Origin of the sequence: Streptomyces flavofungini (genome assembly GCF_030388665.1) — a bacterium.
Taxonomy (GTDB): Bacteria; Actinomycetota; Actinomycetes; order Streptomycetales; family Streptomycetaceae; genus Streptomyces; species Streptomyces flavofungini_A.
Window position 1 is genome coordinate 6,182,323 of sequence record NZ_CP128846.1, and the last position, 22,665, is coordinate 6,204,987.

General features: G+C 71.8%; 18 protein-coding genes. 10 read left to right on the top strand and 8 right to left on the bottom strand.

Annotated features, from left to right (window positions below; all coding sequences use genetic code 11):
• Positions 1–74: 74 nt before the first annotated feature.
• On the top strand, positions 75–1,361 hold the full coding sequence (clpX, locus tag QUY26_RS26265; protein WP_289950779.1) for an ATP-dependent Clp protease ATP-binding subunit ClpX: 1,287 nt from the start codon (positions 75–77) through the stop codon (positions 1,359–1,361).
• A 77-nt stretch (positions 1,362–1,438) separates the two neighbouring features.
• Here clpX and QUY26_RS26270 read toward each other — a convergent pair whose 3' ends face one another.
• Together QUY26_RS26270 and QUY26_RS26275 are read right to left on the bottom strand one after the other, a co-directional pair.
• On the bottom strand, positions 1,439–2,407 hold the full coding sequence (locus QUY26_RS26270) for a hypothetical protein (protein ID WP_289950780.1): 969 nt from the start codon (positions 2,405–2,407) through the stop codon (positions 1,439–1,441).
• A 109-nt stretch (positions 2,408–2,516) separates the two neighbouring features.
• Positions 2,517–3,515 carry a hypothetical protein gene (locus tag QUY26_RS26275; RefSeq protein WP_289950783.1) on the bottom strand — a complete coding sequence of 333 codons (999 nt, stop codon included), beginning with the start codon at positions 3,513–3,515 and terminating at the stop codon, positions 2,517–2,519.
• Positions 3,516–3,679: 164 nt separating this feature from the next.
• Here QUY26_RS26275 and QUY26_RS26280 point away from each other — a divergent pair, with 164 nt between their 5' ends.
• Positions 3,680–6,304, top strand: coding sequence for a valine--tRNA ligase (locus QUY26_RS26280; protein WP_289950788.1), 2,625 nt, complete (start codon positions 3,680–3,682; stop codon positions 6,302–6,304).
• Positions 6,305–6,377: 73 nt separating this feature from the next.
• Here the strand turns inward: QUY26_RS26280 and QUY26_RS26285 are convergent, their stop codons facing one another.
• The 5 genes from QUY26_RS26285 to QUY26_RS26305 all read right to left on the bottom strand — a co-directional run bounded on the left by QUY26_RS26285 (position 6,378) and on the right by QUY26_RS26305 (position 11,813).
• Entirely contained in the window at positions 6,378–7,727 is a 1,350-nt protein-coding gene (locus QUY26_RS26285; protein ID WP_289950789.1) for a glycosyltransferase family 2 protein, read from the bottom strand.
• A 182-nt stretch (positions 7,728–7,909) separates the two neighbouring features.
• Positions 7,910–9,082, bottom strand: a complete 1,173-nt coding sequence (wecB, locus tag QUY26_RS26290; protein WP_289950790.1) for a non-hydrolyzing UDP-N-acetylglucosamine 2-epimerase — start codon at positions 9,080–9,082, stop codon at positions 7,910–7,912.
• A gap of 243 nt (positions 9,083–9,325) precedes the next feature.
• On the bottom strand, positions 9,326–10,015 hold the full coding sequence (locus tag QUY26_RS26295) for a response regulator transcription factor (RefSeq protein WP_289950791.1): 690 nt from the start codon (positions 10,013–10,015) through the stop codon (positions 9,326–9,328).
• Positions 10,012–11,178 carry a PAS domain-containing sensor histidine kinase gene (locus QUY26_RS26300; protein WP_289950793.1) on the bottom strand — a complete coding sequence of 389 codons (1,167 nt, stop codon included), beginning with the start codon at positions 11,176–11,178 and terminating at the stop codon, positions 10,012–10,014. Before QUY26_RS26300 ends, QUY26_RS26295 begins: the two co-directional genes overlap by 4 nt.
• Entirely contained in the window at positions 11,175–11,813 is a 639-nt protein-coding gene (locus QUY26_RS26305; RefSeq protein WP_289950795.1) for a hypothetical protein, read from the bottom strand. The genes QUY26_RS26300 and QUY26_RS26305 overlap by 4 nt, the downstream gene beginning before the upstream one ends.
• 229 nt (positions 11,814–12,042) lie before the next feature.
• Between QUY26_RS26305 and QUY26_RS26310 the strand changes: the two genes are divergently transcribed.
• A complete protein-coding gene (locus QUY26_RS26310; protein ID WP_289950796.1) occupies positions 12,043–13,302 on the top strand; it encodes a sensor histidine kinase in 1,260 nt (419 codons plus the stop codon).
• Positions 13,303–13,450: 148 nt separating this feature from the next.
• Here the strand turns inward: QUY26_RS26310 and QUY26_RS26315 are convergent, their stop codons facing one another.
• Entirely contained in the window at positions 13,451–14,458 is a 1,008-nt protein-coding gene (locus QUY26_RS26315; protein ID WP_289950798.1) for a rod shape-determining protein, read from the bottom strand.
• Between the two features lie 155 nt (positions 14,459–14,613).
• Here QUY26_RS26315 and folC point away from each other — a divergent pair, with 155 nt between their 5' ends.
• From folC to mrdA, 7 genes are all read left to right on the top strand, one after another.
• Positions 14,614–16,215, top strand: a complete 1,602-nt coding sequence (gene folC / locus QUY26_RS26320; protein WP_436840407.1) for a bifunctional tetrahydrofolate synthase/dihydrofolate synthase — start codon at positions 14,614–14,616, stop codon at positions 16,213–16,215.
• Positions 16,216–16,220: 5 nt separating this feature from the next.
• Complete coding sequence (locus tag QUY26_RS26325) at positions 16,221–16,577, top strand: DUF4233 domain-containing protein (RefSeq protein ID WP_289950801.1); 357 nt, start codon at positions 16,221–16,223, stop codon at positions 16,575–16,577.
• Positions 16,578–16,768: 191 nt separating this feature from the next.
• Positions 16,769–17,182: a nucleoside-diphosphate kinase gene (gene ndk, locus QUY26_RS26330; protein ID WP_289950804.1), complete on the top strand. Its 414-nt coding sequence runs from the start codon at positions 16,769–16,771 to the stop codon at positions 17,180–17,182.
• A 384-nt stretch (positions 17,183–17,566) separates the two neighbouring features.
• Positions 17,567–18,586 carry a rod shape-determining protein gene (locus QUY26_RS26335; protein ID WP_030362602.1) on the top strand — a complete coding sequence of 340 codons (1,020 nt, stop codon included), beginning with the start codon at positions 17,567–17,569 and terminating at the stop codon, positions 18,584–18,586.
• A gap of 199 nt (positions 18,587–18,785) precedes the next feature.
• Entirely contained in the window at positions 18,786–19,739 is a 954-nt protein-coding gene (mreC, locus tag QUY26_RS26340) for a rod shape-determining protein MreC (RefSeq protein WP_289950805.1), read from the top strand.
• Positions 19,740–19,754: 15 nt separating this feature from the next.
• Positions 19,755–20,429 (top strand): rod shape-determining protein MreD, encoded by a 675-nt coding sequence (gene mreD, locus QUY26_RS26345; RefSeq protein WP_289950806.1) that lies wholly within the window; start codon positions 19,755–19,757, stop codon positions 20,427–20,429.
• Between the two features lie 58 nt (positions 20,430–20,487).
• Positions 20,488–22,662: a penicillin-binding protein 2 gene (gene mrdA, locus QUY26_RS26350; RefSeq protein ID WP_289950808.1), complete on the top strand. Its 2,175-nt coding sequence runs from the start codon at positions 20,488–20,490 to the stop codon at positions 22,660–22,662.
• Positions 22,663–22,665 lie beyond the last annotated feature (3 nt).

Consider the following 22,665-nt stretch of genomic DNA (forward strand, 5'->3'; position numbering starts at 1 on the left):
CAAGGTACCGTCGGATACAAGGCACCAGGAGCCGCTGGACCAACGGCGTCTCCCAGGCGAAGGGGAAGCACACCGTGGCACGCATCGGTGACGGCGGCGATCTGCTCAAGTGCTCGTTCTGCGGAAAGAGTCAGAAGCAGGTCAAGAAGCTCATCGCAGGCCCCGGCGTGTACATCTGCGATGAGTGCATCGATCTCTGTAACGAGATCATCGAGGAAGAACTCGCCGAGACGAGCGAGGTCCGCTGGGAGGAACTGCCCAAGCCCCGCGAGATCTACGAGTTCCTCGAGGGGTACGTGGTCGGTCAGGAGCCCGCCAAGAAGGCGCTCTCCGTCGCCGTCTACAACCACTACAAGCGCGTCCAGGCCGGGGAGAACGGCGGCGCGCAGGGCCGCGAGGACGCCATCGAGCTCGCGAAGTCCAACATCCTGCTGCTCGGCCCCACCGGCTCCGGCAAGACGCTGCTCGCGCAGACGCTCGCCCGCATGCTGAACGTCCCCTTCGCCATCGCGGACGCGACGGCGCTCACGGAGGCGGGCTATGTCGGCGAGGACGTCGAGAACATCCTCCTGAAGCTCATCCAGGCCGCCGACTACGACGTCAAGAAGGCCGAGACGGGCATCATCTACATCGACGAGATCGACAAGGTCGCCCGGAAGAGCGAAAACCCGTCGATCACGCGCGACGTATCGGGTGAAGGCGTCCAGCAGGCCCTGCTGAAGATCCTGGAGGGCACGACGGCCTCCGTCCCGCCGCAGGGCGGCCGCAAGCACCCGCACCAGGAGTTCATCCAGATCGACACGACGAACGTGCTGTTCATCGTGGGCGGTGCGTTCGCGGGCCTGGAGAAGATCATCGAGTCGCGGGCGGGCGCCAAGGGCATCGGCTTCGGCGCGACCATCCGCTCCAAGCGGGAGCTTGAGGAGAAGGACCAGTTCGAGGACATCATGCCGGAGGACCTGGTGAAGTTCGGGATGATCCCCGAGTTCATCGGCCGCCTCCCGGTCATCACGTCCGTGCACAACCTGGACCGTGAAGCGCTTCTCCAGATCCTGGTCGAGCCGCGCAACGCCCTCGTCAAGCAGTACCAGCGCCTCTTCGAACTCGACGGCGTGGAGCTGGACTTCGAGCGCGAGGCCCTGGAGGCCATCGCCGACCAGGCCATCCTGCGCCAGACCGGCGCGCGCGGCCTGCGCGCCATCATGGAGGAGGTCCTCCAGTCGGTGATGTACGAGGTGCCGTCCCGCAAGGATGTCGCCCGCGTCGTCATCACGGCGGACGTCGTCCACTCGAACGTGAACCCGACGCTGGTGCCGCGCGATGCGCGGGGCTCCGGGGCGGGCGAGCAGAAGTCCGCGTAAGCGCACGCGGCACCACCTGAACCACCAAGGGCGCCCGGCGAGTTGACCTCGCCGGGCGCCCTCGTGCTTGCCCTGGATCAGAGCTTGACGCGCGTGTCCTTGCGGAGCTTCGCGGTCTTCTCCGCGGCGTCCTCCAGGTCGGCGGTCTTGCCCGCCATGGCGTTCGCCACGTCCACGGTCACGGTGAAGCCGATCGTGCTCTTGTCGCCCCAGATGCAGACGGCCGCGGACACCTCCTTGGGCGCCGAGGCGTCGCTCGACCCGCTGGTGTCGGCCTTCATCTCCTGGCACTTCATGATCGCGCCGTCGAGGTCGGACGGGTTGTACGACTTCGGGTCGCCGACGACCTTCGCCTTCGACGTGCCGCTGCCCTGTTCCTTCTTGGCATTGGCGAACATCTTGTCCACGACGCTCTCGGGGTCGTCGATCTCGCCGTACACACCGCCGAAGTTCATGGACTTGAGCGCCAGCGGGTTATTCGTGTCCCCGGACTGGTAGTCCGCCCCGACGTCCTTGGCGTTCTTGACCCCGGCCTTCTCGGCCTTGTCGGTGTTGATGCCGCCGAAGCCGCCGCCGGAGCCCGCCTTCTTCTTGAACGCGCCGTCGATGACGGTCTCGGGCGTGGTCAGCTTGTGCGGGCCGTCGTCCTTGACTGTGCCGGAGCTGCCGTTGTCGCTGCCGCCGAGGACGAAGTAGGCGCCGACGCCGATGGCCGCGACGACCGCGACCGCGCCGATGATCAGGCCCGTCTTCTTGCCGCCGCCACCGCCCGGCGGGGGCGGCGGGACCTGGCCGTACGGGGCCTGCGGCTGCTGCCCGTAGGGTCCGGGCTGCTGCGGCTGGCCGTAGGGCGGCTGCTGGGGCGGGACGCCCTGCGGGGCCTGCTGGGGGTAGCCGTAGCCGGGCTGCTGGGGCTGCTGCTGCGGGTAGCCGTAGCCAGGGCCCTGGGGCGGCTGCTGGCCGTAGGGTCCGGGCTGCTGCGGCTGGCCGCCGCCGTAGGGACCGGGCTGCTGTCCGCCGTACGGACCCGGCTGGTTGTGGCTCATGTGTGGGGTTCCCCCTTCGTGATGCGGTGCTGCGCGCACCATCGTGACGGAAGCGGGCCCCGGCCGTGGAGGCCGGGGCCCTGGCCGGTGCGCGAAGCGCGCCTCGGCGTCAGCGCTTGACGCGGACTTCCTTGCGGAACTTGGCCGTCTTCTCCGCGGCCTCGTCCAGGTCGGCTGCCTTGCCGCCCATGGCGCTCGCCACGTCCGCGGTGACCACGACGCCGATCGTGCTGTTGTCGCCCCAGATGCAGGTCGCCATCGACATCTCCTTGGGCGCCCCGGTGCTGCCGGTCGACGCGCCCGATCCCATGGCGTACTTCATCTCCTGGCACTTCATCATCGCGCCGTCGAGGTCGGACGGGTTGTACGACTTCGGGTCGCCGATGATCGTGACCTTGCGGCCGGTGGTGCCGCTGTCGCTCTTCTCGGACTTCTCCTTCGCCGAGGAGAACATCTTGTCGACGACCGCCTCGGGGTCCTCGATGTCTCCGTAGACGCCGTTCAGCTGGAGGATCTTCTGCCCCAGGGGGTTCTCCCGGGTGCCCGCCATGTACTGGGCCTTGACCTCGGTGGGGTTCTTCACCCCGTACTCCTCGGCCTTGGCGATCTCGCTGGACGACATGTCGCTGGCGGAGTCGCTGTTCGGCTTCTTGTTGTAGTCCGAGAGGACCGTCTCGGGCGTGGTCAGCTTGTGCGGGCCGTCGTCCTTGACCGTGCCGGAGCCGCTAGCGCTGCCGCCGAAGACGAAGTAGGCGCCGACGCCGATGGCCGCGACGACCGCGACGGCGCCGATGATCAGGCCCGTCTTCTTGCCGCCGCCACCGCCGGGCGGGGGCGGGACCTGGCCGTACGGGGCCTGCGGCTGCTGCCCGTACGGGCCGGGCTGCTGCGGCTGGCCGTACGGGGCGCCCGGCGGCTGCTGCGGGTAGCCGTACCCGGGCGGCTGCTGCGGCGGGACGCCCTGGGGCGCCTGCTGGGGGTAGCCGTAGCCGGGCTGCGGGGCCTGCGGCGGCTGGCCGTAGGGGCCAGGCTGCTGAGGCTGGCCGCCGTACGGCCCGGGCTGCTGCGGCTGCTGCCCGCCGTACGGGCCCGGCTGGTTGTAGCTCATTACTGGGGTTCCCCTCGAACGCCTGAGCGCGACTACGTTTTCCCGCGCGCTTATGTGTTCCCAACATCCTCACCGACGCGAGGACCCCCGTGGGCCCCGGAGAGTCAACCGTTACTGAAGATTCTGGTTTCGGGACCAGTCTGTGACACCCCTAAACTGGGCGCGTGACCGAGAACGCTCAGCAGCAGCCCCCAGCGACCGTCCCCGAACTCCCGACGCAGTACGCGCCGTCCGAGGTAGAGGGGACGCTGTACGAGCGCTGGGTGGAGCGCGGTTACTTCGACGCGGACGCCAGCAGCGACAAGCCGCCGTACACCATCGTCATCCCGCCGCCGAACGTGACCGGCAGCCTGCACCTGGGCCACGCCTTCGAGCACACCCTCATCGACGCCCTCACCCGCCGCAAGCGCATGCAGGGCTACGAGGTCCTGTGGCAGCCGGGCATGGACCACGCGGGCATCGCCACCCAGAACGTCGTCGAGCGCGAGCTCGGCAAGGAGGGCAAGTCCCGCCACGACCTCGGCCGCGAGGCCTTCGTCGAGCGCGTCTGGCAGTGGAAGGGCGAGTCCGGCGGCCAGATCAGCGGGCAGATGCGCCGCCTCGGCGACGGCGTCGCCTGGTCCCGCGAGCGCTTCACCATGGACGAGGGCCTGTCCAAGGCCGTCCAGACGATCTTCAAGCGGCTCTACGACGACGAGCTGATCTACCGCGCCGAGCGCATCATCAACTGGTGCCCCCGCTGTCTGACGGCGATCTCCGACATCGAGGTCGAGTACCAGGACGACGACGGCGAGCTCGTCTCGATGACGTACGGCGAGGGCGACGAGACCATCGTCGTCGCCACCACCCGCGCCGAGACCATGCTCGGTGACACCGCCGTCGCCGTGCACCCCGACGACGAGCGGTACAAGCACCTCGTCGGCAAGCTCATCAAGCTCCCGCTCACCGACCGCTCCATCCCCGTCGTCGCGGACGAGCACGTCGACCCCGAGTTCGGCACCGGCGCCGTCAAGGTGACGCCCGCCCACGACCCGAACGACTTCGAGATCGGCCAGCGCCACTCGCTGCCCAACATCGCGGTCATGGACGAGCACGCCGTCATCACCGTCCCCGGCCCCTTCCAGGGCCTGGACCGCCTTGAGGCCCGCTCCGCCATCGTCGGCGCGCTGCGCGCCGAGGGCCGCATCGTCGCCGAGAAGCGGCCCTACTCCCACTCCGTCGGACACTGCTCGCGCTGCAAGACCACCGTCGAGCCGCGCCTGTCCATGCAGTGGTGGGTCAAGGTCGGCCCGCTCGCCAAGGCCGCCGGTGACGCGGTCCGCGACGGCCAGGTCAAGATCCACCCGCAGGAGATGGAGAAGCGCTACTTCGACTGGGTCGACAACCTCCACGACTGGTGCATCTCGCGCCAGCTCTGGTGGGGCCACCGCATCCCCGTCTGGTACGGCCCGAACGGCGAGATCGTCTGCGTCGGCCCCGACGAGGAGCCGCCCACCGGCGAGGGCTGGACGCAGGACACCGACGTCCTCGACACCTGGTTCTCCTCCGGCCTGTGGCCGTTCTCCACGCTCGGCTGGCCCGAGAAGACCGACAGCCTCGCGAAGTTCTACCCGAACTCCGTCCTGGTCACCGGCTACGACATCCTCTTCTTCTGGGTCGCCCGGATGATGATGTTCGGCCTGTACGCGATGGACGGCACCCCGCCGTTCCACACCATCGCCCTGCACGGCATGGTCCGCGACCAGTTCGGCAAGAAGATGTCGAAGTCCTTCGGCAACGCGGTCAACCCGCTGGACTGGATGGACAAGTACGGCTCCGACGCGCTCCGCTTCACCCTCGCCCGCGGCGCCAACCCGGGCGTGGACGTGCCGATCGGCGAGGACTGGGTGCAGGGCTCCCGGAACTTCGCCAACAAGATCTGGAACGCCACCCGCTTCGCCCTCATGAACGGCGCCACCGTCGAGGGCCCGCTGCCGGACGCCGCCGAGATGTCGGCCACCGACCGCTGGATCCTCTCCCGCCTGAACACGGTGGTCGCCGAGGTCGACGGCCTGTACGAGGACTACCAGTTCGCGAAGCTCTCCGACGCCCTGTTCCACTTCGCGTGGGACGAGGTCTTCGACTGGTACGTGGAGCTGTCCAAGACCACGTTCATGGCGGGCGGCCCGGCCGCCGAGGTCAGCAAGCGCGTCCTCGGCGAGGTCCTCGACGTCACGCTGCGCCTGCTGCACCCGGTCGTGCCGTTCGTGACGGAGACCCTGTGGACGACGCTCACCGGCGGTGAGTCCGTGGTCGTCGCCGACTGGCCCAAGGACAGTGGCTTCCGGGACGAGGCCGCCGAGAAGGAGATCCTCTCCCTCCAGGACCTGGTCACCGAGGTCCGCAGGTTCCGCGCCGACCAGGGCCTCCAGCCCGGCCAGAAGGTCCCGGCCCGCCTCACCCTGGACGGAACGCCGTTCGCCCCGCACGAGGCCGCGGTCCGTCAGCTGCTTCGCCTCCAGCCCGAGGGCGAGTCCTTCGCGGCGACGGCGACGCTGCCGGTGGCGGGCGCGAGCGTCGCCCTCGACCTGTCCGGCACGATCGACGTGGCGGCGGAGCGCAAGCGCCTCGCCAAGGACCTGGCGGCCGCCGAGAAGGAGAAGGCGCAGGCCACGGCCAAGCTCGGCAACGAGGCGTTCCTCGCCAAGGCGCCCGACAACGTCGTGGACAAGATCCGCGGCCGCCTCGCCAAGGCCGAGGAGGACATCGCGCGCCTCCAGACGCAGCTGGACAACCTCCCGGCCGCGTAAGGCACCTCAGACAGGAACGAGGGCGCCCGGAACCGAACGGTTCCGGGCGCCCTCGTGTCCGTACACCGGCCGGTCAGGCCTCCGTCGCCACCGGCCCCGTCCCCACGACCTCCGCGTTGCGCCGCGTCTTCGCCCAGCCGTTGCGGCCCCGCAGCAGGCGCAGGAACCCGCGCGCCGACACGATGAACACGTGGTACGCGTACAGCCACAGGGCGAGCCCCCACAGCAGCCCTGTGAGGCGGGAGCGGTCCGGGGCGAAGTCCCTGCGGTAGAGCGGGCCCCAGGCCACGAACGGCAGCACCGACAGAGCGCACAGGATCAGGATCAGCGGCCAGTTGCCGAGGAACGCGTCCCGCATCGAGCCGCCGGCGACGACGGCGGCGAGCAGGATCACGCTCAGGACGAGCGTCGCCACGTGCGCCAGGGGCTGCATGAACGTGTACAGGGTCTCCAGGACACCGCGGCCCGAGTAGTGCCGGGAGCCCACGATGCGGGGCGCGTAACGCACGCACTGCAGGTTGCCCTGGGCCCAGCGGGTGCGCTGGGTGAGGAAGCGCCGGGCGCGCGGCAGGCCCTCCTGCGAGACGTGGGTGTCGGCGATGTGGGCGACGCGGTAGCCGCCGAGGATCATGTGCAGGCCCAGCTCGTAGTCCTCCAGGAGCGCGTCGCGCTGCCACGGGCGGCGCTCGGCGGCGGCGATCCGGTCGAGCGCGGTGAGCCGCGTGAACTGGCCGTTGCCGCCGAGACCGACGGAACCGGTGCGGCCGCGCAGGAGCTGCATGCCCGCGTTGGACACCGCGAACTCCATGTCCTGCATCCGCACGAGCAGCCGCGCGACGGCGTTGGCGACCCGCCCGCGCTCGGGCAGCGGACGCCGCTCGGTGACATTGCGCATCCGCACGCTGACCTGCACCCCGCCCATCTCCGGGTCACCGAAGCCGGTGCCGCCGCTGACCCGCGCGAGCGCGTCGGGCGCGAGGCGGCCGTCGGCGTCGACGACGCACACGACGGCGCGGGAGCGGTCGGCCCCCGCGGGCAGGAAGTCGTTCAGGGCCGCGTACGCCGAGTTCAGGGCCGCGCCCTTGCCGATACGGGCGTCGGGGCGGCGGCGCGAGACCAGGTGGACGTGGTCGTCACCGTCGGCGAGCGCGGTCACGACGGCCGCCGTGGTGTCGTCGCTGTCGTCGTCGACCACCCACACGTGCGCGGCCGGGAAGTCGGCGCGCAGCTGGGTGACGGTCGCGCCGATCACGGTCTCCTCGTCCCGGCACGGCACGAAGAAGTGCCAGTCGAAGGCCGCGGGGTCGCCGTCCGGGGTGGGCTCGCGACGCGTGTAGGCGTGCCGGGCACCGGCCCAGTAGAGCAGGAAGCAGGCGAGGAGGAAGAAGGGCAGGGCGTAGAGGAGGTGGTGGGGGGTGAGCACGGGGTCCTCGGGGGGTTTGTGTGTGTGGGGGGTGTACGGCGAGGGGGATCCTTGAGCCCGTCCGGCGGACATCTGAGCCCGTCCGGCGAGCGGGGGACATGTGAGCCCGTCCGGCGATTGAGGACGAGGCCCGGAGGGCCGAAAGGCAGGGGGAGAGGGGGAGCAGCCCCCATAGGGAGGGGTCAGGCGGCGAAGGAGAGCTGCTCGGGCCGCCGCCCCGAGGCGACCGCGCCCAGGAGGGCCACGATGCGCTGGGAGGCGAGCCCGTCCCCGAACGGCGAGGGCGCGGCCGTCAGCCGCCGCAGTCCCGCCTCGCCCTCGGCGAGACGCCGCCGGACGGCCCGGCCGATCGCCCGCCCGGGGCCGACCAGCTCGGCGAAGCCGGAGTCCATGGCCTCGGGCCGCTCCGTGGAACGGCGCACGACGACGAGCGGCCGTCCGAGGACGGTGGTCTCCTCCTGCACGCCCCCCGAGTCGGAGACGAGCACCGCGGCGTGCCGGGCGAGCGCGAGGAACTCCCCGTACCCGAGCGGCGGAAGGACCGTGAGCGAGGCCAGCAGGTGCCCGAGCCCGGCGGCTTCGAGGCGCGCCTTGGTGCGGGGGTGGACGGCGAAGAGCACCGGCAGGTCGGCGGCGAGGGCCGCCAGTTCGCTGAGGATGGCGCGCAGGGCGGCCGGGTCGTCGGTGTTCTCCGGGCGGTGCACGGTGGCGAGGAGGTAGCGGTCGGCGGTGACGCCGTGCGTGGCGAGCAGCGCGGCGCGCTCCGCCTCGGCGGGCAGGTGCTCCTGTACGGCCTCGACGACGGTGTTGCCCGTGACGGCGACGCGTCCGGCCGGGACGCCCTCGGCGCGCAGCAGGTCCCGGTTGTCCTCGGTCGCCGCGCACAGGACGTCCGCGAGCTGGTCGATGACGACGCGGTTGTGCTCCTCGGGCATCGCGCGGTCGTGGCTGCGCAGGCCCGCCTCGACGTGCACCAGGGGAATGCCGCGCGAGTTCGCCGCGAGCGCCCCGGCCAGGGAGGCGTTGGTGTCGCCCTGCACCACCACGGCCAGCGGGGGCTCGGCCGCGAACAGGCCGTCGAGCTGGGTCAGGGCGGCGGAGATCTGGACGGCGCGGGGCTGGCCGCCGACGCCGTCGAGGAGGGTCGGCTCGGGCAGGCCCAGCTCGGTCAGGAAGCGGCCCGAGAGGTCGGCGTCGTAGTGCTGGCCGGTGTGGATCAGGTGCGCGGCGGGGCCGAGGAGGCGGACCAGGTGGGCGAGCTTGACGAGTTCGGGGCGGGTGCCGAGGACGATGGCCACGGAGCGGTGGGGCAGCGGGGGCGTGGGGATCCGGGTCACCGGGGCGGCGGGCGTCACGGGGTGGGCTCCTGGCGGGTGGGGGGGGTGTGGACTTCAGGAGCGTGGGGGGTGTGGGTTGCCGGGGCAGGGGGTCTTCGGTTGCTGCTCGGTTGCGAGCCTTCGGCCGAGGCTGGTTCGGGGCGAAGGCCCTGGCCCATGGGCCCCGAGCGGCTGGGACTTATGGCCCTCCGACCCCTCATGGGCTGCGCCCCTTACCCCGCTACCCCGCTACCCCGCCTGTCGGCCCTTCGGGCCTCGTCCTCAATCGCCGGACGGGCTCGCATCCCGGTACCGGTAGCCCATGCCCCTGACCGACTCCAAGGGGTCCTCGCCGTCCCCGACGGCGAGTTTCCTGCGCAGGCGCAGCACCGCGAACTTCACGCGTTCGCGGCCCGTCGCGTCGGGGTCGTCCCAGACGAGGTCGAGGAGCTGCTCGGTGGTGACCACGCGGCCGCGGTTGCGGACGAGGACTTCGAGGAGGCGGTACTCGATGGCGCTCAGGCGGGTCTCGTGGCCCTGCCAGACGGCCGAACGGCGTTCGGGGACCAGACGGAGGCCCGCTTCGACGTAGTCGCCGCGCCACTGCTCGGGGTTGCTGCGGCGCAGGAGCGCCTCGACGCGGGCCAGGAGCTCCAGGTGGTCGAAGGGCTTGCACAGGTAGTCGTCGGCGCCGGAGCGCAGGCCGCGGACGCGTTCGGCGGGGCTGGTGCGGCCGGACAGGATGAGGACGGGCAGGTCGGTGAGGTCGCGGGTGCGGTCGAGGACCTCCCAGCCGTCGAGGCCCGGCAGGACCAGGTCGAGGACCATCAGGGCGGGTCGTCGGGCGAAGAGGAGCCGCAGCGCCGCCTGGCCGTCGTCGGCGGCCACGACCTCGTATCCGGCGCGGGTGAAGAGGACCCGCAGCGCGAGCCCGAGGTCGGGGTCGTCCTCGACGAGCAGCAGGCAGGTCATGCCGGGCCGCTCCCGGGCGGCCCGGCGGCGGGCAGCCGCACCTCGACGCTGGTGCCGTGGCCCTCGGCGCTGTGCAGGGTGACGCTGCCCGCGTGCTGCCGCACCGCGTCGCGCACGACGCTGAGGCCGAGCCCGGTGCCGGGGTAGGGGCCGCGGCGGGCGTTGGGGGCCCGCACGAACTCGGTGAAGACCTCCTCGTGGAACTCCTTGGGGATGCCGATGCCGTCGTCGCGCACGGTGAACTCCCAGCCGGGGGAGCCGGGAGGGCCGGCAGAGCCGGGGGAGCCGTTCTCGTACGGGCGCGCCGTGACCGTGACGCCGCCGCCCGCCGGGGTGAACTTCACGGCGTTGTCGAGCAGCGCGGCGAGCGCCCGCTCCAGCTGGTCGGCGTCGGCGACGAGTGGCGGGCGGGCGGCGGGCAGGTCGAGGCTGACGAAGACGCCGCCCCGGGTGGCCAGGGGAGTGGTGTCGGCGACGAGCCGGGCCAGGAGGGGGCCGGGGTCGAGCGGGGCGTAGGCGGGCGGGGCGGCGCCGGCGGCCTGGGCGTAGCGGTGCAGGAGGCCGTCGGCCATGTCGTGCATGCGCTGGGCGCCGCGCCGGATGGTGTCGACGTATTCGCGCTGGGCGGCGGTGAGGGGGCCCGCGGCCGGGTCGGCGAGGAGTTCGCAGAAGGTGAGCACGGTGGCCAGCGGGGTGCGCAGCTCGTGGGAGGTGCGGGCGGCGAACTCGGCGCGGTCGCGGGCCAGTTCGCCGAGGGTGTCGATGTGCCGGTGCAGGTCGTCCTCGTACCGGAGCTGGTCGGTGATGTCCTCGACCAGCCACAGGACGCCGAGGCGGGTGTCGCCCGCGTCGATCGGCTGGCGGCTGCGGCGCAGGGTGCGGCCGTCGACCAGGCGCAGCTCCGCCTTGCGCACGAACTGGCTGCGCAGCGAGCCCGCCGACGCGAGGTCCACGTCCGGGAGGAGCCGCGTCATCGCCTCGGCGATGGGCTCGGCCGACGCACCCGTCGACAGGTCGACGCCCTCGATGCCGCACACCGTCGCGAACTGCGGATTGGCCGCGACCACCCGGCCGTCCTCGCCGACGAGCAGCGCGCCGAGCGGGATGGCGCGCAGCACCGCGTCGCTGTACGGGGCGTGCAGGCCCCGCGGCTCAGCCGTCATACGGCGGGCTCGGCCACCGCCGGCCCCGCCGGTGCCGTGCCCGGTCCCGGTGCGAGGCCCAGGCGCTCCAGCTCGGCGTTCGCGAGCGCGTCGAGCACGCGCGGGTCGGCGCCGCGCCAGCCCTCGGCGAGGCTGCCGGGGGTGGCGTCGGGCAGGCCGGGGGTGCCGGCGAGGGCGGCGGCGGTCGCGGCGACCTCGTCGAGGGGGCGGAGCAGGGAGCGCAGGGCGAGGAGTTCGCGGCCGTCGTCGGACTCGGCGAGTTCCCGGGCGGCGGCGGCCTGCCGGACCCAGCGCAGGCGGCGCGGCAGCCAGCGGGCGAGGACGAGGCCGACCGGCACCAGGAGCAGGGCGACCGCGCTCACCACGAGCCCGGCGCGCATCGTCACCGGGTCGACGTCGTCCACGACGCCCACCACGGAGCGCAGCGCGGCGCCGACGTCGTCGCCGACGAGGGGCAGGCGCGCGGCGGGCGAGCCGGAGGAGGCGACGCCGGAGTCCGGCCCCGGGCGGGTGAGGAGGACGGCGAGGCGGTACGCGACGACCGCGGCGGCGGTCCAGGCCGCGGTCCACAGCAGGACCGCGGCGTCACCGGCGAGCTGACGGGTCCGTCGACCCGGATTCTGGGCATACCACATGGTCCGATTGGAACTCCGGTCCTCCCGGGGGCGCGTCAGCCGCGCCGTGGGTACACCCGATTCGCCGGGTGCCCCCGGGCCCGGGCCCCATTCGGCGGCCCCGCGGCCGTGGTGCGGGGCGCAGCCCAGGTCATCGCTCCGGCTCATCGCTCCGGGGCACCGCCCGGCGGACATCAAGGCCAAAAGTCCGATGTGTCGCGGACGAGAGTCCAGGGATGATGGGAGGGCCATGTACGACCTGCCCGCCGCCGAGGCGCTACGCAAGGCGGCGGCCGCGGCCCGTCGCCTCGCTCAGCGGTGCGCACGCGAACCGCGGGCCCTGGACGTGCTCACCGCTCTGGCCTGCCTCGCCCTGATGGCCCTCGACGTCCCGGGGCTCGCGGCCGGCGACAACTCCCTCAACGGCGTCATGGCCGCCCTCGTCCTCACGGCGGGCGCGTCGTCGCTGCTCGTGCGGCGGGTCGCGCCGTGGGTGCCGTTCGTCGTCGCGCTGGTGCTGCTCGGCTGGCTGCACGAGCTGACGCTCGCGCAGTTCGCGCTGTACTCGCTGGGGCGCTACCGGGGGCGGCTCGCCGGGGCGGTGGGGGTCGCCGGATACGTCTCGTTCGCGTACGTGATGTTCACCCTGCCCGGCTGGCCGGTGCACCGCGGGGAGACCCTCAGCGAGTTCCTGAGCCTGGTCGTGCCGATCGGGGTGCTCGCGGCGGGTGTCGGGGTCGCGGCCAACCGGCAGGACCTGGTGCGGGAGCTTCAGGCCCAGCGGGCCGCGACGCAGGCCCTCGAAGCCGTCCAGCAGGAGCGGCTGCGGATCGCGCGGGACGTGCACGACTTCGTCGGACGCGAGCTGACGCTGCTGAGCGTGCGCTCGCAGGTCCTCGCCCGGCGTGCCGGGTCGACGCCGTACGCGACCGGGTTCGACGAGCTGTCGCAGACCGCGCGGTCGGCGCACCGGATGCTCAACGAGATCATCGTCCAGCGCGGGGTGGACGGAACGCCTACTCCCGGCCTGGAGGCCTTGCCCGAACTGGCCGCCGCGAGCGGGCGGGCGGGCAGTCCCGTGGAGCTGCTCGTCGACGGCGCCGCCTACCGGCTCTCGCCGCTGCGCCAGGCCGCGGTGCACCGGGTGGTGCAGGAGTGCCTCACGAACGCGGCGAAGCACGCGCCGGGGGAGGTCGTCGAGGTCCGGGTGCGGGTGGCCGGGGGGCGGCTTCGGGTGACAGTGCGCAACGCCTTGCCGGTGGGGGCGGTGGGGGCGGTGGGGGCGGCCGGGTCCGCGCCGGGTCCGGCGGGAGCCGGGTTCGCGGGTGCCGGGCGCTCGGGTGTCGGGCTCTCGGGCGCCGGGGCCGCGAGGGTCGCGCCTGTGTCGGCCGGGATCGGGACGGCCGGGATGGCGGAGCGGGTCCACGCGGTGGGCGGTACCTTCACGGCGGGCCCCCATGCGGGCGCGTACGTCGTGGAGGCCGACCTCCCCACCGGCGACCTCACCTGACCCCGTCCGGGGCGGGCCCCATCGCGCTCCGCGCTCGTCCTCGAACGCCGGACGGGCCGGGGACTCGCGCTCGGCGTCGGCGAGCGCGCAGCGATCGGCGGCCACCCCGGCCCACGGGGCACCCCCGTCCCCCACCCGGCCGGACGGCCTACGCCGCGGACAGCATCCGCTCCAGCCCGTCGAAGTCCTCCACGCACTTCCCGCAGCCGAGCGCCACGCTGTCCAGCGGGTCGTCGGCGACGAAGACGGGGATGCCGGTGGCGGAGGCGAGGCGGAGGTCCAGGCCGGGCAGGAGCGCACCGCCGCCGGTGAGGACGATGCCGTGCTCCATGACGTCGCCGGACAGCTCGGGCGGGCACTCCTCCAGGGTGGTGCGCACCGCGGCGATGATGGCCTCGACGGGCTCGTCGAGCGCGGCCCGCACCTCCCGCACGGTCAGCTCCACCGTCTTGGGCAGCCCCCCGACCTTCTCCCGCCCCCGCACGGTGAACGTCCGCTGCTCGAAGTCCTCCTCGCCGGGCACGGGCCACGCCGACCCGATGGCGACCTTGACGTCCTCGGCGGTCCGCTCGCCGACGAGGAGCGAGTGCTCCCGGCGTACGTAGTCCGTGATGGCCGTGTCGAGCCGGTCCCCGCCGACCCGCAGGGACTGCGCCGTCACGATCCCGCCGAGGGAGATGACGGCCACCTCGGACGTGCCCCCGCCGATGTCCACGATCATCGACCCGCGCGGCTCGGCCACCGGGAGCCCCGCCCCGATCGCCGCCGCCATCGGCTCCTCGACGAGGTGGACGGCCCGCGCCCCGGCCCGCTGCGAGGCGTGCACGATGGCGCGCCGCTCGACCTGCGTGACGCCGCTGGGGACACAGATCACCATGCGCGTACGCGGCCTGCGCCCGGGCACGGCCTTGCGCACGAAGTGCCGGATCATCTCCTCGGCGGCCTCGAAGTCGCTGATCACGCCGTCCTTGAGGGGCCGGATCGCGGTGATGGAGCCCGGGGTGCGCCCGATGGTCTCCTTGGCCTCCGTCCCGACGGCCAGCGCGTGGCGCGCGCCCGCCTTGACGGCGACCACGGACGGCTCGTTGAGCACGATGCCCTGACCGCGTACGTAGAGAAGGGTGTTGGCGGTGCCGAGGTCGATGCCTATGTCCATGATCGCCAAGTTTGCCCGGCGGAAACGGGGCGCGGAGGGGCCAAGGTCCCGAATCGGACGGGTCCAAGGTCCTGAGGGGCCCGCAGGGCCTCGCGGACCCCGCGACGGGCCGGTCCCCAGGGCCGCTGTCAGCACTCCTCCGTAGACTGGCGTACGTGAGCGACCTCCCTCCGAACGACAGCCAGCGCGACGACGACGAGCGCGGACCCGCCGACGAGATCCACGAGCTCGGCGAGAACGACAAGATCGGCACGGCCGGTGACACCGGCGCGGCCGACGGGCTCGACGAGTTCGACCGACTCGTCGGGGCCGAGACCGAGCGCGATCCCGACCTCGCCGTCATCGAAGCGGGCAGCCGCACCCTGCGCGCCCAGTCGGGCCCGCCCGAGGCCGACGTCCCGTCGCGCCCGGCCGACCCGGAGGTCGACCGCGCGCTGCGCGTGGTCGAGGCGGAGCTCGCCGACCGCTGGGGCGAGACCAAGCTGGAGCCGTCGGTCACCCGCATCGCGTCCCTGATGGACGTCCTGGGCGAGCCCCAGCGGGCGTACCCCTCGATCCACATCACGGGGACGAACGGCAAGACGTCCACGGCCCGCATGGTCGAGGCCCTCCTCGGCGCCTTCGAGCTGCGCACCGGCAGGTACACCTCCCCGCACGTTCAGTCGATCACCGAGCGCATCAGCCTGGACGGCGCCCCCATCAGCGCCGAGCGCTTCATCGAGGCGTACGAGGACATCAAGCCGTACGTGGAGATGGTCGACGCCAAGGAGGAGTTCCGGCTCTCCTTCTTCGAGGTCATGACCGGCATGGCGTACGCCGCCTTCGCGGACGCCCCCGTGGACGTCGCCGTCGTCGAGGTCGGCATGGGGGGCACCTGGGACGCGACGAACGTCATCGACGCCTCCGTCGCCGTCGTCACGCCCATAGACCTGGACCACACCGACCGCCTCGGCACCACCACCGCCGAGATCGCCGCCGAGAAGTCCGGCATCATCAAGCCGGACGCCACGGTCATCCTGGCCCAGCAGCCCGTCGAGGCCGCCCAGGTGCTCCTGAAGAAGGCCGTCGAGGTGGACGCGACGGTCGCCCGCGCGGGCCTGGAGTTCGGCGTCGCCGCCCGCCAGATCGCCGTCGGCGGCCAGCTGCTCACCCTGCGCGGCCTCGGCGGGGAGTACGAAGAGGTGTTCCTGCCCCTGCACGGCGAGCACCAGGCGCACAACGCCGCGGTCGCCCTCGCCGCCGTGGAGGCGTTCTTCGGCATCGGCGCCCAGCACGCCCGCCCGCTGGACATCGAGACCGTCCGCAAGGCCTTCGCCACGGTCTCCTCGCCCGGCCGCCTCGAAGTCGTCCGGCGCTCGCCCACCGTCGTCCTGGACGCCGCGCACAACCCCGCGGGCGCCCGCGCCGCGGCCGGGGCCATCGGCGAGGTCTTCGACTTCAGCCGCCTCGTCGGCGTGGTCGGCGTCAGCGACGGCAAGAACGCCCGCGGCATCCTGGAGGCCTTCGAGCCGATCTTCGCCGAGGTCGTCATCACGCAGAACTCCAGCCACCGCGCCCAGGACGTCGACGAGCTCGCCGCGCTTGCCGTCGAGGTCTTCGGCGAGGACCGCGTGCAGGTCGAGCCGCGCCTCCCGGACGCCCTGGAGGCCGCGATCACCCTGGCCGAGGAGGAGGGGGAGTTCGCCGGCGGCGGCGTCCTCGTCACCGGCTCCGTCATCACCGTCGGCGAGGCCCGACTGCTCCTGGGGAGGGGCTGACCGCTGTGCGTACGCTCTGTTCGTCGACGCTGATCGGCGAGTTCTTCGTCATCGGCTTCGCCGGTCTCGTCGCCATGAAGGACCCGGACCTGGAGATGAGTACGGTCTGGACGGTCTGCGGCATCGCCATGGCGCTGTCCGTCCTGCTGTGCGGCATGGTCACCCGGCCCGGTGGTGTCCAGCTCGGCTGGGCGCTGCAGATCGCGCTGATCGCCAGCGGCGTCGTGGTCCCGATGATGTTCTTCATGGGCGCGATGTTCGCCGCCCTGTGGTGGGCGTCGGTGCACTTCGGCCGGAAGATCGACGAGGCCAAGGCGCGGTTCGCCGCGGCGGCCGAGCAGGGCGAGGTCGCCGGGGGCTGACCGGGCCCCGGCGCCCCCCTGATCGCGCTGCGCGCTCGTCCTCAATCTCCCCCAAGCTCTCAAGGAGCAGGGGGACCCCACGACGGGCTTTTCCCACCCCTCGCGCACCCGATGGCCACCCTCTGTAGCCGCCCCGGTATCGTGCGGGCCATCCCACGTGACGTCATGAACACCTCTTGGAGCCGCACACCATGAGCGAGCGCACTCTCGTCCTCCTCAAGCCCGACGCCGTCCGCCGAGGACTGGTGGGCGAGATCATCGGCCGCATCGAGCGCAAGGCGGGCTGGACCATCACCGCGCTCGAACTGCGCTCGCTCGACCAGGCGACGCTGGAGCAGCACTACGGCGAGCACCAGGGCAAGCCGTTCTACGAGCCGCTGGTGGCCTTCATGTCCTCCGGCCCCGTCGTCGCCCTCGTGGTCGAGGGCGAGCGGGTCATCGAGGGCGTGCGCGCCCTCGCCGGGCCGACCGACCCGATCGCCGCCGCGCCCGGCTCCATCCGCGGCGACTTCGGCGTGATCGTGCGCGAGAACCTGATCCACGCCTCCGACTCCGCGGAGTCCGCCGAGCGCGAGCTGAAGATCTTCTTCCCGGCCGCCGTCTGAGCGGTGGCCGAAGGCGCCGCGCGAGCGGCCGCCGAGGCGTCAGGAATCCCGCCGTACTCCATCAGGATTCCTTGACGCGCGTCCGTGGACACACGGTCGGCAAAGAAGCCCGTGAGGGGCCTCGCACAAGGCCGGGACGGCCGGAGGGATCCGGCCGTCCCTTGGCATATGCGGCCCGATTGGGGGAACCCGTGCCCCTGATGGCACGTCTCCAGAAGCGGGGCGGCTCATCATCTGCTGACAATGGCGCAGACCCTCGCGCCGTGTCCGTGCGGGCGAGACTACGATGGAAGCCTCCACGCCACTCAGCACCCACCTCGCCTACCTAACAAGCCATCACACGCTCCACTAGGGAAGGCCAGACGCATCCTCATGGGGAACAACATGTCGTTCATCGGCCGTGACATGGCTGTCGACCTCGGGACCGCCAACACGCTGGTGTACGTCAGGGGTCGGGGGATCGTGCTCAACGAACCGTCCGTCGTCGCGATCAACACCAACACCGGCGGCATCCTCGCGGTCGGCGCCGAAGCGAAGAAGATGATCGGGCGCACGCCCGGCAACATCGTCGCCGTGCGCCCGCTGAAGGACGGCGTCATCGCCGACTTCGAGATCACCGAGCGGATGCTGCGCTACTTCATCCTGAAGATCCACAAGCGTCGCTATCTGGCCCGCCCGCGCGTCGTGGTCTGCGTGCCCTCCGGCATCACCGGCGTCGAGCGCCGCGCGGTCATCGAGGCCTCCTCGCAGGCCGGTGCCCGTCAGGTGCACATCATCGAGGAGCCCATGGCCGCCGCGATCGGCTCGGGCCTGCCGGTCCACGAGGCCACCGGCAACATGGTGGTGGACATCGGCGGCGGCACCACCGAGGTCGCCGTCATCAGCCTCGGCGGAATCGTCACGGCACAGTCCATCCGGGTGGCCGGGGACGAGCTGGACAACGCGATCATCCAGCACATCAAGAAGGAGTACTCCCTCCTCCTCGGCGAGCGCACCGCCGAGCAGATCAAGATCACCATCGGCTCCGCGTACGACATGGACGCCGACGAGCACACCGAGATCCGCGGCCGCGACCTGGTCTCCGGTCTGCCCAAGACCGTCGTGATCTCCGCCGCCGAGGTCCGCAAGGCCATCGAGGAGCCCGTCAACGCCATCGTCGACGCGGTCAAGACGACCCTCGACAAGTGCCCGCCCGAGCTCTCCGGCGACGTCATGGACCGCGGCATCGTCCTGACCGGCGGCGGCGCCCTGCTCCGCGGCCTGGACGAGCGCCTGCGCCGCGAGACCGGCATGCCGATCCACATCGCCGAGGACCCGCTGGACAGCGTGGCGCTCGGCTCCGGCAAGTGCGTCGAGGAGTTCGAGGCCCTCCAGCAGGTGCTGGACGCCCAGCCGCGCAGATGATGTGACACGACGATGTCCGCCGTACGAGTGCCTGCCATCTCGTGCGGCGGATCGTTGATATAGACGCAACACTGAGAGAACCCACAATTCCGCGAGCACTCGCCTGCTCGCGGTTTCATAGATTTCTGTTCAGTGGATCTCCATGTCTGTTCGGGAGATCTCCGACGATTCCGACTTGAGGAAGGCACGGCCGCCGCACGTGAGGGACACACGAGAGAGCCGGCTGCTCCTGGTGCTGCTGATCGCCATCGCGTTCGCTCTGATCACGGTGGACATCCGCGGCGGCGAGGACTCGCCGGTCGACGGTGCCCGCCAGGCCGCCGCCACGGTTTTCGGCCCGGTCGAGGACGGCATGTCGTCCGCCGTCGACCCGATCGGCAACGCCATCGGCGCGGTCCGCGACTCCGGCGACCGGCACGACCGCATCGCCGAACTGGAGCGCCAGAACGCCGCGTTGAAAGCCAAACTCGGCAGCGACGACCGCAACCGCAGCCGCGTCGCCCAGCTCGACTCGATGCTGAAGAAGGCCGGCGCCGGACAGTACGGCATCAAGGGCGCGGAGGTCATCGGCATAGGAGCGGCCCAGGGCTTCTCCTGGACGGTCACCATCGACGCCGGCGCGAACGACGGCCTGAAGCGCGACATGACGGTGCTCAACGGCGACGGCCTGGTCGGCCGCGTCACCACCGTCGGCCCCTCCACCGCCACCGTACTGCTCGCCAACGACCCCGACTTCACCGTCGGCACCCGCATGGAGAAGACCGACGAGCTCGGCTTCGCCTCCGGCCAGGGCGACCGCCCGCTGCGCGTCCAACTGCTCAACGGCAAGGCCAAGGTCAAGAAGGGCGACCGCCTGGTGACCTTCGGCTCCCAGGCCGACAAGCCGTTCGTGCCGGGCGTCCCCGTCGGCGAGGTCGTCCGCGTCGACCCCTCCGGCGGCGACCTCACCCGCAACGTCTTCGTCCGCCCCTACGTCGGCTTCACCAAGCTCGACGTCGTCGGCGTCGTCGTCGAGGCCCCCCGCGAGGACCCCCGCGACACGGTCCTGCCGCCCAAGCCCGCCAAGCCGAAACCCGCGCCCACGGTCACGGTCACGGCCACGCCGCCCGGGCAGCCCCCGGCCGACGGCGCAGCCAACGGCAACGAGCAGTAGGAGCACTGACACCCCATGCGCTTCAACCGGATCCTGCTCTCCAGCACCCTCGTCGTCGTCGCCCTCGTCATCCAGGTCAGCGTCCTCGCCCGGCTCCAGCTGCCCGGCGCCGTCCCCGACCTGGTGCTGCTCACCGTCCTCGCCCTGGCCCTCGTCTACGGCCACACCGGCGGCGCCCTCATCGGCTTCGGCGCGGGCCTGCTCACCGACCTCGCCCCGCCCGCCGACCACGCCGCCGGGCGCTACGCCCTGGTCCTGTGCGTCATCGGCTACCTGGCCGGCCTGGCCAAGCCCGAGACCGGCCGGCTGCGCTCGGCCAGCGGCCCGCTCGTCGTCGTGGTCAGCGCCGCCGTCGGCTCCACGCTCCTGTACGCGGGCGTCGGCGCCCTCGTCGGCGACGACGCGGCCCGCCACGTGGGCCTCGGCGGCCTGCTCTTCACGGCCGCCCTGTACGACCTGCTGCTCGCGCCGTTCACCATCCCGCTGATCATCGCCCTCGCCCGGCGTGCCGAGAACGACCCGCTCGGGGAGACCGGCGCCAACGCCAAGGCCGCCGACGTCTCCTCCGGCTGGCTCTCCTCCGGCACCGGCCTGAGCATCGGCAGCCAGCGCGGCAGCGGACTGCGCATGAAGGCGGCCAAGGCCCGGGTGGCCCGCGCCGGACGCATCAAGGGGGTCAAGCGCCTGTGAGCGCAAGCACACCGACGTACGGAAGGGACGGAAGGGACGGAAGGGGAGGGGCGCGGCAGTGACCAACATTCCGGAGACCGGACGCACCCCGCGCGTCCAGGTCCGCCTCGTGATCATCCAGATCCTCGTCGTCTCGCTGCTCCTCACCCTCGGCGGCCGCCTGTGGTACCTCCAGGTCCGCAACGGCGCCGAGTACGCCGAGGAGGCCTCGGGCAACCACGTCCAGCAGGTCGTCCAGCCCGCCGTGCGCGGCGCGATCCTCGACGCCCGCGGCGTGCCCATCGCCGACAACCAGACCCGGCTCGTCGTCTCCGCGTCCCGCACGGACCTGATGAAGATGAAGGACGACGGCAAGGCCGTCCTCGACAAGCTCGCCGGGGTCCTCGACATGACCCCCAAGGACGTCGCCGACAAGGTCCGCCTCTGCGACTCCAAGACGCCCCAGCCCTGCTGGAACGGCTCGCCCTACCAGCCCATCCCGATCACCGACGAGGCCACGCCCAAGCAGGCCCTGCAGATCCGGGAGCGCTCCGAGGACTTCCCCGGCATCACCGCCGAGCCCACCGCCGTGCGCCGCTACCCCGCGCCCGGCAAGTCCAACACCGCGCAGGTCCTCGGCTACCTCTCGCCCGTCACCGACGACGAGATCAACAAGGCCAAGGACTCCGACTCGCCCTACCTGCGCTCCGACCAGGTCGGCCGCTCCGGCCTCGAGCGCACCTACGACAAGCAGCTGCGCGGCAAGGCCGGTGTCACCCGCTACGAGGTCGACAACCTCGGCCGGGTGATAGGGAAGGCCGACTCCGACCGGGCCAAGCCCGGCTCGAACGTCGTCACCAGCATCGACGCCCGTGTCCAGGCCGTGTCCGAGTACTGGCTGAACGACGCGATGAAGAAGGCCCGCGACGAGTTCGACGACAACACGGGCGAGAACTACAAGGCCGACGCGGGCGCCGTCGTCGTCATGGAGAACAAGACCGGCCGCATCGTCTCCATGGCCTCCAACCCCACCTACGACCCGAACGCCTGGGTCGGCGGCATCTCCGGCAAGGACTACGCCCGCCTGACCGGGAAGAAGTCCAACTACCCGCTGCTCAACCGCGCCATCCAGGGCCAGGCAGCCCCCGGCTCGATCTTCAAGGTCATCCCGACCACCGCCGCCGTCAACGCGGGCTACGAGTTCAACGGCCGCTACCCGTGCCCCAGCTCGTACTCGATCGGCGGCCAGGTCTTCAAGAACTTCGAGTCCCAGGGCCACGGCTCCATCACCCTCGGCCAGGCCCTGGAGGTGTCCTGCGACACCGTCTACTACAAGCTGGCGCACGACGAGTGGCGCAAGGACGGCGGCAACAAGCCGAAGAAGGACGCCAAGGACTGGTTCTACAAGACCGCCCACCAGTTCGGCCTCGGCAAGGAGACCGGTGTCGACCTGCCCAACGAGGTCAGCGGCCGCGTCCCCGACCGGCAGTGGAAGAAGGACTACTGGGGCGCCAACAAGGACGCCTGGTGCAAGCAGGGCAAGAAGGGCGGCGAGTACGCCGAGCGCATCGCCTACGAGAACTGTCTCGAAGGCATGAAGATGCGCGCGGGTGACTCCGTCAACTACTCCATCGGCCAGGGCGACACCCTCGTCACGCCGATCCAGATGGCCACCATCTATGCGGCCATCGCCAACGGCGGCACCCTCTACAACCCCACCGTCGGCAAGGCGATCATCAGCGGCGACGGCAAGCACGTCGAGGAGATCAAGCCCAAGGCCCACGGCAAGCTCCCCATGGACGCGGCGCTGCGCAAGGACATAGACGGTGCCCTCGCGGACGTCGCGACCAAGGGCACCGCCGCCTGGCGCTTCGGCGGCTGGCCCCAGGACAAGATCCCGATGCACGCCAAGACGGGTACGGCCGAGGTCTACGGCAAGCAGACGACGTCGTGGTTCGCGACGTACACCAAGGACTACTCGATCGTGATGACGATCTCCCAGGGCGGTACGGGCTCCGGTGCCTCCGGGCCCGCCGTCCGCAAGATCTACGACGCGATCTACGGCCTGGACGAGGAGGGCAACCAGGACCTGAAGAAGGCCCTGCTGCCCGAGCCCCAGAAGTCCCTGCCCAAGATCGAGGCCGACGGCTCCATCGACGCCCCGAAGATCAAGCCGTACAAGCCCGGGAAGCCGAAGCCGCCGAACGAGCAGACCCAACTGGCCGGGCCCCCGGCCGCCGGGAGGCGTGACTAGTCC